The organism is Saccharopolyspora cebuensis, from assembly GCF_039542665.1.
Classification (GTDB): domain Bacteria; phylum Actinomycetota; class Actinomycetes; order Mycobacteriales; family Pseudonocardiaceae; genus Saccharopolyspora; species Saccharopolyspora cebuensis.
The window spans coordinates 1-13,728 of the sequence record NZ_BAABII010000002.1; the positions used below are offsets into that span (position 1 = coordinate 1).

Below are 13,728 nucleotides of genomic sequence, written 5' to 3' on the forward strand. Positions count from 1 at the left end.
GACACCCCCCAAGCATCGCCCACACATCCCGGAACAACTTTTAGCAACACGCCCTAGCCGACGCCGAGTTCGACGCCGTGGTCTGCGAATGCGCATTCTGCACCTTCCCCGACAAACCCACCGCAGCACGTGAATTCGCGCGCGTGCTCCGGCCCGGTGGCCGGGTCGGCATCACCGACATCACCGTGCACCCCGACGGTCTCCCCACCGAACTCACCGGACTTGCCGGCTGGGTCGCCTGCATCGCCGACGCCCGTCCACTTGACGACTACATCGCCATCCTCGACACCGCCGGACTACGCACCACCGACACCCAAAGCCACGACGAGGCACTGCGGTCGATGATCGACATGATGGAAGCGCGGCTGAAACTGCTCCGCATGACCGCCCCCGACCAACTCGTCGCCGCCGGGATCGACGTCAACGCCGTACTGCACTACACGCGACTCGCCGCCGACGCCGCCGCCACCGGCACCCTTGGATATGCGCTCATCACAGCAGAGAAACCACGATAAGCAACGTGGTGTGTGGGCCTCCACCTCTTCGGGCCTAGCGCCCGGCGGAGGCGGCCCACCGCGAGTCCGGTGCTCAGTCCACTGCCGTGAGCACTGCTGCGGGTTGGCGGTGCTGGCGGATGTGGTGGGTGAGGGCGCGGGCTCGTTTCGAGCCGATGCTGAGCTTGCGGCGGAGCGTGTCGGCTGAGATCGGGCGTTGGTACAGGTTCCAGTGTTCGGCGTCGAGCCGGTATGCCTCCCCATATAGCGGATCACCCTCTTCACCGTACGGTTCCGCTGAGTCGGCTTCGGTGCTATGACCAGGCATGTTGTTCACGACCGTGCGAAATGCTGGCACCCTCTCGGCCTCTACAAGAGCGTCCAGCGTCTGGCTGGCCCCGCCTGAATCTGCCGAAGCCGGCAGCGCTGAGCCGGCCTCGGCAGACTCAGGACCGTTCTCGATCGTCATCTCCGCGCGGCGCCGCTTGATGGCCTGGTTGAGTAGTTCGACCGATAGCAGCAGCGCGAGGGGTGGGCAGGCAGCGACATCCATGCGTCCGGCGATCCGGGCCAGTGACCACCCCTGGTGGTAGAGCCGGGCGGCGTCGTCGATCTGCTCGGCGGACAGGCCGCGACGGCGCATCGGGACCCCGTGGCGATGCAGGATGGTGGACACGGTTCGGCGCTCGATACCGAACTGATCACCCAGCTGGTAGACGGTCGCGCCCGAGGTGTAGCCCTCGATCAGTTGCCGCACTTGGTCTCCGTCGAGCGCGGCCAGGCTTAGCCTGCTTCGGTTTCGTTTGGGCGGGCGCATTCAGGTCCGGCAGCTTTTACCGCAGTCCTTCTAGCGCTGTGACCTGGTACTTTGTGTTGAAATAAGCTCCCCCAACCTCCACAGGTAGGGTAACCATAGGAAGCCCCTCCATGTTCGATGACCTGCGGAAATGGCAGGTGAAGGGGCTTCCTGTCGGTCCGTGGTGCGTTTCCGGTGTCTGACGCAAAAGTGCTGGTCAGGACGGCTTTTCGAGTTCTAATCCCGCAAGGTAGTTGGGTTGCACTTGGGTATGAGCTGCTCGTCTTGGTTCATGCCGGGGTCTGCTGACGGCGAATAGGGATCGTTGGCCGATGCGGATCCGTCGTGTGTCGTGTGCGGATGCGTTCACCTCAGTCGTTGCGGCCGTGGTGGTAGGAGATGTAAGCGGCACCGCTGATAGCAGCGGCTTGGCTCGTGTTCAGGTCATTGGTAGCCCGGTCAGCCCTGCGACAAGGCCGAGCAAGGCGCAGATGCCGAGCGTGCGGAGTACTGACCAGCGCAGCCGGAAGATCAGGACGATGGCGACGACGGTGATGGCGACCGCGACCGGTTTGACGGTGGCCAGGTCGGGGACGTTCACATCGAAGATTCCCAGGCGAAGCTGATTGCTGGCCCCGAAGAAGGTGTGGGTGGCGAAGTAGAGGGCGAGGTTGGCGATAACACCGACCACGGCGGCGGTGATGCCAGTCAGCGCCGCGGAGAGGGTGTGGTTGTTGCGGAGTCGTTCGATGTGTGGGGCGCCGAGGAAGATGAACAGGAAGCAGGGCACGAAGGTGACCCAGGTAGTGATGAGCGCGCCGAGGATTCCGGCGATCCAGGGGTTGAGGCCGCCGGGGTGGTGGTAGGCGCCGAGGAACGCGACGAACTGCACGACCATGATCAATGGTCCCGGGGTGGTTTCAGCCAGGCCCAGACCGCGGACCATGTCCCCTGCCGAGAGCCAGGCATAGACTTCGACGGCACGTTGGGCGACGAAGGCGAGCACGGCATAGGCGCCGCCGAAGGTCACGAGTGCGGTGCCGGAGAAGAACATGCCCTGGGTGGTGAACACGCTGCCCACGCCGGTCAGGAGCGCGACGGCCAGTAGCGGCAGTCCCCAGAGTGCCGCACTGATGAGGATGATGCGGGCGGCTCGACCGAGGGTGGGGCGTTCGGTGTGCAGGGCATCGTCGGCGATCAGTGGTTGCGGGCCGTTGCTGTTCTCGGTGCCGTTTCCGGCGCGCAGTGCGTGGGGTTTGATCTTGGCGAGCAGCCATCCGGCGAATGCGGCCACGGCGATCACGATGGGAAACGGGACGCCGAACAGTGCCAGGGCGAGAAAGGCGCCGATCGCGATGGCGATCAGGGCGGGGTGGGTCAGGGCGCGTTTGCCGACCCGGTGGACGGCTTGGGCGACGATGGCCACCACTGCGGGGCCAAGTCCGGCGAAGATCGCGGTGACGAGGATGGTGTCACCGAAGCCCACATAAATGGCGGACAGCGCGAGTAGGGCGATGACACCGGGCAGGACGAACAGCGTGCCGGCGGCGAGTCCGCCGCGGACTCCGTTGAGCAGCCACCCGACGTAGATGGCGAGTTGTTGGGCTTCGGGGCCGGGCAGCAGCATGCAGTAGTTCAGGGCGTGCAGGAAGCGGCGTTGGCCGATCCAGCGTTTGTCGTCGACCAGGGTGCGTTGCATGACCGCGATTTGCCCGGCCGGTCCGCCGAAGGTCTGCAGCGAGATGGCAAACCAGGTCCGCAGCGCCTGCCGAAATGGCACCAGATCGCCGCTACGCGACTGGGGTGTGGCCGCGGATTCCGGGGCGTTTTCGGAGGTGTCCTGCGGCGGCTCTGGTGGCTTCGGGGTGGACTGGTCGGGGGTGTCGCGCATCGATTCTGTTCCTCTGTGGACAGTGGGGGCTATGCGGGTTCGCGGCCGAGCAGAGTGGCGCGGCGGTAGTACTCGTAGAGCCCGTCGAACAGCGGGCGGGTGTGGGCCAGGACTTGCTCGTCGTCGCAAACCATCGACAGCGCGCGCAGCGCGACATCGATACCGGGGGCTTCGGGGGCGTCGTAGCGTTCGTCGTCGAGGTCGGCTTCGTGGATGACCTCGGCGATGCGCCACAGCACGGGGTCGGTGATGTCGTAGCGGCGCAGGATGGTCTCGAAGCTGCAATCCCCCTGGTGGTGCCCGAGTTCGACCCCGCGCATGTCAAACGGGGTCGCGTCGGTGGGCACCTCGGCGGGGTCGGCGACGAAGACGAACTCCGCCTCGGCATCGATGGTGCGGCGAATCAGCCAGGCACAGGCGGCCCGGTCGATGTGGATGTTGGCGCGGGTGGCCCACTTCATCGGTCAGCTCTCCTGCGGCAGGTCGGTTGCGGTGGGATGCAGCAGCGCTTCGACCGCGCGGCGCGCCTGCTCACGATCCGGTGGCGGGAAGTAGTCGCGGCGCGTGATGCGCCGCAGTTCGGCCCGCAGTCGCCGCGCCGTGGACAGCCGCGCGTTCTCTGCCAGGTCGGCGGCCGTGGTGGCTTCCTCAGCGAGGGCGCGGTATTCGCCCGCCCGGGCTTCGGCCATCCCCGAGGCCAGTTCCCGCTCCTGTGCGAGGCTGGCTGGCCGGGCGATCCAGATCCCGGCGATGCCGCCGCCCTCGATGATCTCGTCGGCGAGCCATTCCAAATGTTCGCGGGTGCGCGCGTCGGCCGGGAGCGCGACGACCCCGTCGGCGAGTTGAGCCACGCCGAGGCGTTTGAGCTTGCGCCACACCGCGATCCTCGGGGTGGAGGGCTCCCGCGGCATGCGGTACGACAGCAACACCCACTCCCCGGGCGCATGTGGGCCAGCAGCCTCCGATGACATGTAACCATGGTTGCAGTACAACCATGGTTACATCAATACCCTCTTCTGCAGGGGACGGTCGCGCTGTGCGGACAGCGGCAGAGGGCACGCCGCTATCTTGAGGCTTTCGGGGGCAGGCCGAGTACGCGGGCGATCCAGTACAGCCCGGCCAGGCCGATGAGTCCGAAGACGGTGTCGTCGAGGACGTCGGCGATGGGTTCCAGGGCTACGTCGAGGACGTTGACGTCGGTGATGAACGCGGCCCAGGCGAACGCGCCGACAAGCAGGAGGACAAAGGCTACCCAATCCAGGGTGTTCTGCGGTCGCATCGCGGTTTCCTTTCCATGTTGGGGACGGGGACGGTGTGCAGCAGGCCTGCTTGGAGCAAACCGGGGCTTCTCGTCGCTGCGTTGGCGGGTGTGGCTGGTGTATGGGTTGTCGGGCGGGTGGCTGGGTCATCGGCGTCGGGTGAGGTGGTGCCAGGTGTCGCCGAGGATGCCGCGGGTGCCGCCGGAGGTGAGCAGGGCGACGTCGGACAGGGCGCGGAGGAGGCCGGGTCGGCTCGGGGCGAGTAGGTAGCGGGGCGACCAGTGGGGGTCGAATTTGTCTTTGTACTGGCGTAGCCCGTCGAGGTTGTAGAAGTGGTGCGCGAGGTCGCGGGCCTGGGCGTAGAGCCGGCCGAATCGCCGTGTGGAGAGGTCGTCGGTGGCCGGTGGCAGCGGGGACATGCCGAGGTTGAACCAGGTGTATCCGTCGGCGTGGGCCTGCTGCAGCATGCGGACGAACAGCAGGTCCATGGTGCCGCGCGGGGCAGTGGGCCGGCAGCGCATGAGGTCGAGGTACAGCTCCTGGTGGCTGGTACCGGCCCAGGTGGTGACGAAGGCGAGGGGCTGGTCGTGCTGCTGGATGAGGCCGGCAGCGAAGTCGACGGTGGTCAGGTAGTCGGGGTCGAACCGGCCCAGCGAGAAGCGTTTTTCCCGGGAAGGTTTCGTGCCCAGCCACTCGTGGGAGATTGCGTGTAGTTCGGACAGCCGGTGCGGGGCGTGGGCCAACGAGGGGACCCAGGTGAAGGTGCGCCCGTCCTTGGTCGCGTTGCGCAGCCGGTTGCGCAGGTTGTGCCGCCGGCGGCCGGTCAGCGAGAAGGTGTCCAGGCGCACGCGGGCTTCCTCGGCGATGCGCAGCGGGTGCAGCCCCAGGGTGGTGGCGGTGGCGAGGTGGTCATTGCTGAGTTCGTGGAACACCGGCCGCAGCCCGCGGGTGGTGCACATGGTGTGGAATTGCCGGATCAGCGCGGGGGCGTGCTGCGGCGGGCCAACCGGGTCGCCGAGGGCGACGCAGCTGCGGCCGTGGCCGGCGTACATGATGAAGGCGGTGCCGGCGGAGTTGAACAAGAGGTGCTTGTCGTCGAGCACGGCGAGTTGGGCCTTGGCGGCCGGGTAGGCACGCAGGATCGCGCGGGCGCGCTCGAACGAGCGCTCTCGCCGGGTGGGCATGTGCTGCGTCTCCGGGCTCACGATGCGCCTCCGGGACGGGGGTGGAGTTCGGAAAAGGTCAGGGCGACCAGCGCCGCCGCGAGGGGCAGCAGGTAGTACAGGAGCCGGAACAGCACGAGCGCGCCCACGGCCGCGGCCGGGTCGAGGGCGGGCAGCGCCACCAGCACCACGGCCTCCAGCACCCCGGCCGCGCCCGGCACCTGCCCGAGGGTTGCGATGCCGACGGCGAACACGAACACGCCCAGGACGGCGAGGTAGTCGACCCCCTCCGGCAGCACCGCGTACAGCACGCTCGCGGTGAGCAGCGTGCGCAGCACGGCCACCCCGACCTGGGGCAGCGCCACCCGCAGCGCCGGTGGGCGCAATCGGGCTTGGTCCTGCCCGAGCCCACACCAGGCCAGGTAGGCGCCCACCAGGGCCAGGCAGACCCACCCCAGCGTGTCCAGCGGAACGCCCAGCCGCAGACTCGGGGGCACGCCGGGCGCGGCGAGGGGGAACACCACGCCGGCCAGGGCGAGATAGCCCAGCCAGAACGCCAGCGACACGAACACGACCACGCCGGCGATCTCGCCGGCAGCCAGCCCCGCCGCCCGGTAGAGGCGATACCGCACCGCGCCACCGGCCAACCACACCTGGCCGGCCGTGTTGCTGATCCCGAACCCGATCAACCCCACGCGCACCACCCGCCGCCACGGCAACGGGTGGCCAACGTGCCGCAGCGCGAGCGCGTCGTAGCCGACGAGCGCGACGTAGGCCGCGACCGTGCCGACCAGCGCCACCAGCAGCCACCCGGGCGAGACCGTGCCGAGATAGCCCACGACCGCGCCGAAACGCAGCCCGCGCAGTTCCCGGACCAGCAGCCACCCGGCCGCGCCGATCAGCACGACCGACACCACGATCCCGAGACGCCGCGCCGCCGTCGGCAGGCCCTTGCCGCCGCGGGGGGACGTGCGGGAGTCGACCAGGTGGTGCGTCATGGCTGCGGCCCGTTACTTGGGTGGCTTCACGTTGGTGGCGTCCAGCGCCGGGCGCAGGGCTTGGGCGAGTTGGACAGCGTCGCCTTCGGCCCAGAAGTGGGTGTAGAACAGGCGCGGTTCGTCGTTCAGTCCGTGGTTGTGCAGTGAGATCACGCTGATGCCGTGTTGCCGTAGGGCTCGTAGCACCGGCTGTACTTCGCCTGCGGTCATGGCGAAGTCGCCGTTGATCACGGCGCGGCCTCCGCCGGTGGGTTGGAAGTTCAGCGCCGTGGTCACGCCCATCGCGGGTGGCACGACCATGCCGGAATCGCTGATGGTCTCCTTGCGGGGCACGGAGAACTTATAGACCCCGCCTTCAGCGGTTCCTTTGCGCCCGAGCGCGGCATCGATTCCTGCGGTGTCCAGCTCCGGCGGGGGCTGCTGCTGGCTGCTGGGCGGTGGCGTGGCAGTGGCGTCCAGAGCGGACCGGATGCCGCGGGCGAGGTCTTGGGGGTTGCCGTGGCCGTGGATATGGGCTCCACCACACCGGCGGGGATTCATCCAACAGGTGTTTGTGAATGGCGGTCTGGTTGATCCCCGCGCGCTGCAACGCATCGGTCACGGCGGGCAACTCGCCTTCGGTGACCACCAAATCGCCCATCACCATCGACGAGCCATCCGGATAGCGAGCGAAAGCCGCGTAGGAGCCCAGCGCCAACGCGGGCTTGACCGTCACGTTCTGCGAGGTCACGTCCAGGTCCGAGCGCGGGAAGCTGAACCGGTAGACCGTGCCGTCTTTGAGCTTGCCCGGCCGGCCCAGCACCTCGGCCGCACCTCGCCAGTCAGCCTCGGTCGTGGGCACTGGCGCCTCCGCGGCTTGGGCACCCGTGCCCGCGGCGGGATGCTGCTGGTGCGGCGGTGTGGTTCCGCCGCTGCAGCCGCTGACCACGAGGGCCACAGCCGCGAGCACGGCCACGGTGACCGAAGGGCCGATGTGACTTGGCCGGGAGAACCAGCCTGACTTCTCGGAACGGAGCCGTTGAGGCATTGCCATCACTATCCTCCACGATGTAACCATGGTTACAAGAATCTCAGCGAGGGGGTCGATGTGCAGCAGGACTCGGTGTTCGCCCTCCGTGGCGTGACGCTGCGGCACGGCCCGGCGCTCGTGCTGGAGGACGTTTCGGCGCAGATCCCGCCCGCTGCGTGCACCGCTGTGGTGGGCCGCAGTGGGGCGGGCAAGTCGCGGTTGCTGCGGTTGCTGGTCCGGCTGGATGACCCCGACGCCGGGCAGATCACCTTCCACGGGACCGCGCTGGGCCGGTATGACGTGCTGGATCTGCGACGCCGAGTGCAGCTCGTCGCGCAGCAGCCCCAGTTGTTGAGCGAGTCGGTGGCCGAGGAGATCCGCCTCGGCTGCCCGCACGTGGCCCCAGAGGAGGTAGGTGCCCTGTTGTCTCGGGTCGGCCTGCCGTTGTCGTTTCTCGATCGCAGCACCACAGGGCTGTCCGGCGGGGAAGCCCAACGGGTGTGCCTGGCTCGCGCCTTGGCGCTGGAGCCGGAGGTTCTGCTGCTCGATGAGCCCACCGCGTCACTGGACGCGGCCAGTGCCACCGCCATCGAGCGCACCGTCCGCGATCTTGTCGGGCGCGGCTGTGCGGTTGTGCTGGTCAGCCACAACGCCGACCAAGTCCGCCGCGTCGCCGACCACGTCATCCTGCTGGACCACGGCCGCGTGCTGGCCTCGGGCGCACCCGACGACATCCAGTACCCGGAGGCAGCCTCATGATCACCACGGACGTGACCTGGCTGCAGGTGGCGGCATCGGTGCTGCTGGTGGCGGTGGCCGTCGCGGTCGCCGTCCACCAGCGGTTCGGCCTCACCCGCGACCTGCTCATCGCCTCCGCGCGGGCCGCCGCGCAACTGGCCGCCGTCGGCGTCGTGCTCCTGCTGCTGTTCCAGCACGCCGGGCTGCTCGGTGCCGCGGGCTGGGTGGGATTGATGGTGCTGGTCGCCGGGCACGTTGCTGGTCGGCGCGGTCGGGGTGTGCCTCGCGGATGGCTGCTGGCCACCGTCGCGATCGCCGTCGGCTCGCTGGTCTCGCTGGCCAGCCTGCTGCTCCTGGGCGTCCTGCCGGCTCGGCCCGAGGTCGTGGTGCCGATCGGCGGCATGATCGTGGCCACCGCGATGCAGGCCACCGGCTTGACCTTGCTGCGGCTGGTCGAAGACGTGCGTCACGCCCGGCCGGTGATCGAGGCGCGCCTGGCGCTGGCGATGTCGCTCGTGGACGCCTTCGCCCCGCACCGGCGTTCGGCCGCCCGTACTGCACTGCTGCCCGCGATCGATTCGACCAAGGTCGTCGGCCTGATCAGCCTGCCGGGGGCGATGACCGGGCTGATCCTGGCCGGCGTCGACCCACTGACCGCGATCCGCTACCAGATCGTGGTCATGTACATGCTGCTGGCCGCCGCGACCGTGGCCGCCGCCGTGGCCAGCCACCTCGCCCAGCGTCGACTGTTCGACACCACAGCTCATCGGCTCCGCCGCTAGCCGGACGTCGTGGGGCGCATTCTCCACCGGGGATGAGCTGCGCATTGACGGACACGTCGATGCTCCCCTCCTGCTCGCTGGGGCACTCGTGTGCTGCAACCCTGGTTGCACCGCAGACGGTACGAGCAGTCGATGAGAGGACGATGAGAACAACTTCCCCGGTGACCGGGGATGCCGGATCGTGAGGTGGCCATGCGCGTCCTGGTAGTCGAAGACGAACCCAAAATGGCCGCGCTCCTCTCCCGCGGGCTGCGAGAAGAAGGCCACGTCGCCGACGTCGCCACCGACGGTGACCAAGCCCTGGCCGCGGTGCTGGCTGGCGAGTACGACGTGATCGTGCTGGATGTGATGCTGCCCGGACCGGACGGGTTCGAGGTGTGCACGCGGATGCGGACGCGGAAGGTGGCAACGCCAGTGCTCATGCTCACTGCCCGCGGTGCGGTGCCCGACCGCATCCGCGGCCTGGACGTCGGCGCCGACGACTACCTGACCAAACCGTTCCACCTCACCGAACTGTTCGCCCGGCTCCGCGCACTCGCCCGCCGCGGCCTCGCCGACCGCACGCCCGTACTACAAGCAGGTGATCTGCACCTGGACCCGGCCAGCCACCGCGTCTGGCGCGGCGACACCGAAATCTTCCTCAGTAACCGGGAGTTCGTGCTGCTGGAAACGCTCATGCGCCGGCCTGGCATGGTGCACACCCGCGACCAACTGCTTGATCATTGCTGGGACACCGCCTTCGACACCACCTCGAATCTGGTCGATGTCTACGTCCGCTACCTGCGGCAGAAAATCGACCGGCCCTTCGGCGTGCGCTCCATCGAAACCGTGCGCGGTGCCGGATACCGACTCCGCACCGACGGAGGCCACCATGCGCCCTCTGCTGGCTAGACTGCCCATCCGCTGGCGGCTGACGATCCTGTTCGCCGCCGTCATGGCCCTCGTCCTTGCCGGGGCGGGCATCGCGACCGTGCTGCAGTTCCGCGACGCGGTGAACGAAGGCGACCCCACCGGCGTCCTGCAACAGCACGCCAACGGCATCGTCGCCGACCTCATCCGCGAACTACTCATCGTGTTCCCGCTGGTGCTGCTCGTGGCCGTGCTTGCCGCCTACACCCTCAGCGGCGCCGCCCTGCGACCGGTCGAAGCCATGCGCAGCCGCGCAGCCACCATCGACGCCGACCAACCCGAGCACCACCTCCCCGTCCCCGACACCGGCGACGAGATCGCCCGCCTGGGCCAGACCCTCAACGCCATGCTCACCCGGCTACACACCGCCCTGACCCGCGAGCGCCAGTTCATCGCCGACGCCAGCCACGAACTGCGCACCCCGCTAAGCCTGCTGACCACCGAACTCGAACTCGCCCTGCGCCGCCCCCGCAGCCACGACGAACTCACCACCGCCCTGCACTCCGCGCTGGCCGAAACCCAACGCCTGTCCCGGCTGGCCGAAGACCTGCTCACCCTCAGCCGCACCGACCGCCAGCAGACCAGACCATCGTCCACAGTGGTCGAACTTGGTCCCGTGCTCGAAGCCGTCGCCGACCGCTTCCGCCCCGCACTCCAGCACCATCGCCGCCACATCACCGTCGAAGCCCCCACCGGACTGGCCGCACTGGCCCACGCCGACCACCTCGACCGCGCAATCGCGAACCTCGTCGACAACGCGCTACGGCACGCCACCGGCGACATCCACCTCACCGCCACCCACACCAACGGCCGCGCGGAAATCCACGTCCTCGACCACGGCCCCGGCCTGCCCCACGACTTCCTGCCCCACGCCTTCGACCGCTTCACCCGACCCGACACCGCCCGCACCCACCCCGGAAGCGGCCTCGGACTCGCCATCACCGCAGCCTTGATCACCGCCAACGGCGGCCAAACCCACCTGACCAACCGCCCCGATACCGGCGCCGACGCCTCCATCACCCTCCCCGCTCCACACGACCAGCAACCGCACGGATAAGCGGCCAATGCCCGGCACCTCACGGGCTGGCGGACAGCAATACTTGTTGCGATCCGAGCGCAGTCGTGACCCCTGCCGTCGATTCCCCTTCGTGCAACAACCGGGTCGGACCCGGTCTTGGGAATGTCGGCCGATACCCACTGAACATGCCGAGCCGACGGGAAGATGATCGCCGGGCTCGGGGGAATTCGCCGTCCCCGGCAACTTTGCGGTGGGTTGCCGGCTCCCGGGCGGCAGCCCACCGCGGGTCCGGCGCTCATTCCACCGCCGCGAGCGCTGGTCCGGGCCGTCGGTGTTGTCGGATGTGTCGGGTGAGAGCGCGGGATCGCCGCGAGCCGATGCTGAGCTTGCGGCGGAGGGTGTCGGCTGAGATCGGCCGCTGGTAGAGGTTCCAGTGTTCGGCATCGAGCCGGTACGCCTCCTCTAGCAGTAGATCATCGTCGCCGCCGTCCGGTGGCTCTGAGTCAGCGTCGGCGCTGTTGGTGCTGTGACCAGGAACGTTGTTCACTATCGTGTGCAGTGCTGGCATCTCGGCGCTCGTCTCGGAGTTCTCTGACGACCTGCTTTCACCCGTGTCCGGTGAGTGCGGCTCTGGTGATGCGTTCTCGTCGGGCTCGTGATCGGTGCCGCTTGAGGTTTCCGCGCGGCGGCGTTTGAGCGCTTGGTTGAGTAGTTCCACCGACAGCAGTAGTGCCAGCGGGGGGCAGGCGGCCACGGCGATGGAGAAAGCGTTCAGCTCGGGCGCGGAGGCGATGTTGGCGCACAGCGACAGCCCGATCCCGAGGGCGAACGACAACCATGCCTTCCACTGCCCGCTGGCGCGATACCGGTGACCGGCCTTCCACAGCTCGATCGTTGCCATCGTCAAGAGGCCGTCGACAATGAGAGGCCAGAGGGTGGCGGTAGTTTCGTCGGCACCGAACCGGAGGGCGAACTCACGGCCGTGCCGATAGGAGACGTAGGCCGCCCCCACGGCCACCAACAGCGTGCACGCGCACTGCAGACGAAGTGATCGATCGGGGGCGGGCTGGGATGTGGCTGGCTCGGCGCGCATCAGACCGCACCTGCCCCGGGCTGCCCCTGGGTGTCCCGCATCGTGACACCGTGCTCGTGCAGCCGTTGGCGCACGGTGCCGGCGGCGACGCCCATGCGGTCACCGATCCGGGCCAGCGACCACCCTTGGTGGTAGAGCCGAACCGCGTCGTCGATCTGCTCGTCGGATAGGCCACGTCGACGCATCGCTACGCCGTGGCGGTGGAGGATCGCGCTGACGGTGCGACGCTCGATACCGAACTGGTCACCCAGCTCGTAGACGGTCGCGCCGGCCTCGTAGCCCTTGATCAGTTGCTGCACTTGATGGTCATCGAGCTGCCGGGTGAGGGCGCCAACGGGCGTGACCTGGATCTCTGGACCTTCGACCAGCACGTCGTGGTGGTTCGTATGCTTTAGCGTTAGGTCCACCCTAGGGTTCTTACTAGAACAAGTGCCTGAATGATGGCCACGAAGTAGGACCGTGACGCCTGACGGCGAGCAAGGACCACCCGCACTGTGGGTGGTCCTTTTGCTTGTGCTACCCGCGCTCGTTGCTGCGGTCCGCAGATCTTGGATGGCGTGGAGTTCGCCGAAGGCTCACGGAGTTCACCGTCTGTGATCTTGTCGTGCTCGATGTAGAGGGCTTGGAAGATCGCCTGGTTGAGGAGGCGGTGTTGGTGGTCGTTGCAGCGTCGGTACAGCTGGTCGGGCTGTTCGAGGAGGGCAAGGCTGGAGTTGACGAGCTGGGCGCTGTCGGTGAGGTCGGCGTTGGCTGTGTCGAGGCGCTCCTCCAGTCGGCGGCGCTCGCGGGCGATGTCGCGTAGCTTCTCCTTGACCTTGGTCTGCGGCAGTGTGCTGTCGGCGGCGAGGTCGATCAAGTTCTCCTCCTTCGTGTCGAGTTCCTTGAGCTGTGCGGTGATCTGCCTGCGCAGCAGGCGCGCGGATTTTTCCTGCTCGCCGAGCACGGCATCGATCTGGTCGCGCATGTCAGCGATGAATGGCTGGTTGAAGCGAATCGCCGCGTAGTGGCGTTCGACGGCGTCCTCGACGAGCGTGACGTTGACATAGGGCGCTTGGCACGCCTCCTTCTGCCGGCCGCGGCAGAAGAAGTACAGGTACTCGGCGCCTTTGGAGTTGATGGTCCGTTGGATGATCATCCGCCGTTTGGTGCCGTCGCGTTGGCAGCGTCCACAGAAGAGCGATCCCTTGAGGTAGTGGTGGTGGACGCGACGGCGTTCTTGTGCTGTCGTGCGGGATTCGAGGATCTCCTGGACGGTGTCGAAGAGGTCCTCGTCGATGAGGGGTTCGTGCCGCCCTTGGATTTCTTCGCCGTCGTACTCGACGTATCCGAGGTAGTAGCGATCGCGCAGCATTTGCGAAATCTTGTTCTCGGAGACCTTCTTGGCTGGCTGTCGCGCCTTGCGCAAGCACGCTTCCCGTTGGGCCGGAATGGAGATGCCTTCCGGTTGTAGTCGGTCCGGACTTGCCCGGTCGAGGACACGCGCGGGTAGATCACTGCGCGAGTGCCGGGGGCAAGGTCGTCCATCGGCGGCTGGATAGGGAGGGTGACGTCCTGCTGCAGTTCATCGATGAAGTCGGC

At 67.8% G+C, this 13,728-nt stretch carries 16 protein-coding genes and 1 pseudogene; 5 read left to right on the top strand and 12 right to left on the bottom strand.

Going from position 1 to position 13,728, the window contains the following annotated elements; genetic code table 11:
- Window positions 1-62: 62 nt before the first annotated feature.
- Window positions 63-515 (top strand): annotated as a pseudogene (locus ABD976_RS01225) (methyltransferase domain-containing protein); the annotation flags it as partial.
- A 73-nt stretch (window positions 516-588) separates the two neighbouring features.
- Here ABD976_RS01225 and ABD976_RS01230 read toward each other — a convergent pair.
- The 9 genes from ABD976_RS01230 to ABD976_RS01270 form a co-directional block, all read right to left on the bottom strand.
- Window positions 589-1,251: a hypothetical protein gene (locus ABD976_RS01230; RefSeq protein WP_345355696.1), complete on the bottom strand. Its 663-nt coding sequence runs from the start codon at window positions 1,249-1,251 to the stop codon at window positions 589-591.
- 478 nt (window positions 1,252-1,729) lie between these two features.
- Window positions 1,730-3,181 carry a chromate efflux transporter gene (chrA, locus tag ABD976_RS01235; RefSeq protein WP_186361366.1) on the bottom strand — a complete coding sequence of 484 codons (1,452 nt, stop codon included), beginning with the start codon at window positions 3,179-3,181 and terminating at the stop codon, window positions 1,730-1,732.
- A gap of 29 nt (window positions 3,182-3,210) precedes the next feature.
- Window positions 3,211-3,642, bottom strand: coding sequence for a chromate resistance protein ChrB domain-containing protein (locus tag ABD976_RS01240; protein WP_186361365.1), 432 nt, complete (start codon window positions 3,640-3,642; stop codon window positions 3,211-3,213).
- A 3-nt stretch (window positions 3,643-3,645) separates the two neighbouring features.
- Window positions 3,646-4,110 (bottom strand): Chromate resistance protein ChrB, encoded by a 465-nt coding sequence (locus ABD976_RS01245; protein WP_345355707.1) that lies wholly within the window; start codon window positions 4,108-4,110, stop codon window positions 3,646-3,648.
- A gap of 134 nt (window positions 4,111-4,244) precedes the next feature.
- Complete coding sequence (locus tag ABD976_RS01250) at window positions 4,245-4,460, bottom strand: DUF378 domain-containing protein (protein WP_186361363.1); 216 nt, start codon at window positions 4,458-4,460, stop codon at window positions 4,245-4,247.
- A 126-nt stretch (window positions 4,461-4,586) separates the two neighbouring features.
- Entirely contained in the window at window positions 4,587-5,645 is a 1,059-nt protein-coding gene (locus ABD976_RS01255; RefSeq protein WP_345355712.1) for a phosphatidylglycerol lysyltransferase domain-containing protein, read from the bottom strand.
- Window positions 5,642-6,601 carry a lysylphosphatidylglycerol synthase transmembrane domain-containing protein gene (locus ABD976_RS01260; protein WP_186361361.1) on the bottom strand — a complete coding sequence of 320 codons (960 nt, stop codon included), beginning with the start codon at window positions 6,599-6,601 and terminating at the stop codon, window positions 5,642-5,644. Before ABD976_RS01260 ends, ABD976_RS01255 begins: the two co-directional genes overlap by 4 nt.
- Window positions 6,602-6,613: 12 nt before the next feature.
- Window positions 6,614-6,934 (bottom strand): DUF1259 domain-containing protein, encoded by a 321-nt coding sequence (locus ABD976_RS01265; RefSeq protein WP_222132560.1) that lies wholly within the window; start codon window positions 6,932-6,934, stop codon window positions 6,614-6,616.
- A 22-nt stretch (window positions 6,935-6,956) separates the two neighbouring features.
- Complete coding sequence (locus ABD976_RS01270) at window positions 6,957-7,442, bottom strand: DUF1259 domain-containing protein (protein ID WP_222131394.1); 486 nt, start codon at window positions 7,440-7,442, stop codon at window positions 6,957-6,959.
- Between the two features lie 246 nt (window positions 7,443-7,688).
- Between ABD976_RS01270 and ABD976_RS01275 the strand changes: the two genes are divergently transcribed.
- The 4 genes from ABD976_RS01275 to ABD976_RS01290 all read left to right on the top strand — a co-directional run bounded on the left by ABD976_RS01275 (window position 7,689) and on the right by ABD976_RS01290 (window position 11,096).
- A complete protein-coding gene (locus ABD976_RS01275; protein WP_186361360.1) occupies window positions 7,689-8,369 on the top strand; it encodes an ABC transporter ATP-binding protein in 681 nt (226 codons plus the stop codon).
- A complete protein-coding gene (locus tag ABD976_RS01280; protein WP_186361359.1) occupies window positions 8,366-9,130 on the top strand; it encodes an ABC transporter permease in 765 nt (254 codons plus the stop codon). The genes ABD976_RS01275 and ABD976_RS01280 overlap by 4 nt, the downstream gene beginning before the upstream one ends.
- 192 nt (window positions 9,131-9,322) lie before the next feature.
- Window positions 9,323-10,021, top strand: a complete 699-nt coding sequence (locus tag ABD976_RS01285) for a response regulator transcription factor (protein ID WP_186362846.1) — start codon at window positions 9,323-9,325, stop codon at window positions 10,019-10,021.
- Window positions 9,966-11,096 carry a sensor histidine kinase gene (locus tag ABD976_RS01290; protein ID WP_345355738.1) on the top strand — a complete coding sequence of 377 codons (1,131 nt, stop codon included), beginning with the start codon at window positions 9,966-9,968 and terminating at the stop codon, window positions 11,094-11,096. Before ABD976_RS01285 ends, ABD976_RS01290 begins: the two co-directional genes overlap by 56 nt.
- A gap of 256 nt (window positions 11,097-11,352) precedes the next feature.
- On the opposite strand, the gene ABD976_RS01295 is transcribed toward ABD976_RS01290, so the two are convergent.
- From ABD976_RS01295 to ABD976_RS01305, 3 genes are read right to left on the bottom strand one after another with little or no spacing between them, the layout of a single operon-like run.
- Window positions 11,353-12,150 carry a DUF2637 domain-containing protein gene (locus ABD976_RS01295; RefSeq protein WP_186361356.1) on the bottom strand — a complete coding sequence of 266 codons (798 nt, stop codon included), beginning with the start codon at window positions 12,148-12,150 and terminating at the stop codon, window positions 11,353-11,355.
- Complete coding sequence (locus tag ABD976_RS01300; protein ID WP_345355741.1) at window positions 12,150-12,521, bottom strand: sigma factor-like helix-turn-helix DNA-binding protein; 372 nt, start codon at window positions 12,519-12,521, stop codon at window positions 12,150-12,152. The genes ABD976_RS01295 and ABD976_RS01300 overlap by 1 nt, the downstream gene beginning before the upstream one ends.
- Before the next feature lie 26 nt (window positions 12,522-12,547).
- Window positions 12,548-13,555, bottom strand: coding sequence for a recombinase family protein (locus ABD976_RS01305; protein WP_345355743.1), 1,008 nt, complete (start codon window positions 13,553-13,555; stop codon window positions 12,548-12,550).
- Window positions 13,556-13,728 lie beyond the last annotated feature (173 nt).

Bases quoted from the DNA above. Each gene is read 5' to 3' on its own strand.
- chrA (WP_186361366.1), bottom strand. From the start codon at position 3,181: ATGCGCGACACCCCCGACCAGTCCACCCCGAAGCCACCAGAGCCGCCG.
- ABD976_RS01240 (WP_186361365.1), bottom strand. From the start codon at position 3,642: ATGAAGTGGGCCACCCGCGCCAACATCCACATCGACCGGGCCGCCTGT.
- ABD976_RS01250 (WP_186361363.1), bottom strand. From the start codon at position 4,460: ATGCGACCGCAGAACACCCTGGATTGGGTAGCCTTTGTCCTCCTGCTT.
- ABD976_RS01260 (WP_186361361.1), bottom strand. From the start codon at position 6,601: ATGACGCACCACCTGGTCGACTCCCGCACGTCCCCCCGCGGCGGCAAG.
- ABD976_RS01280 (WP_186361359.1), top strand. From the start codon at position 8,366: ATGATCACCACGGACGTGACCTGGCTGCAGGTGGCGGCATCGGTGCTG.
- ABD976_RS01285 (WP_186362846.1), top strand. From the start codon at position 9,323: ATGCGCGTCCTGGTAGTCGAAGACGAACCCAAAATGGCCGCGCTCCTC.
- ABD976_RS01295 (WP_186361356.1), bottom strand. From the start codon at position 12,150: ATGCGCGCCGAGCCAGCCACATCCCAGCCCGCCCCCGATCGATCACTT.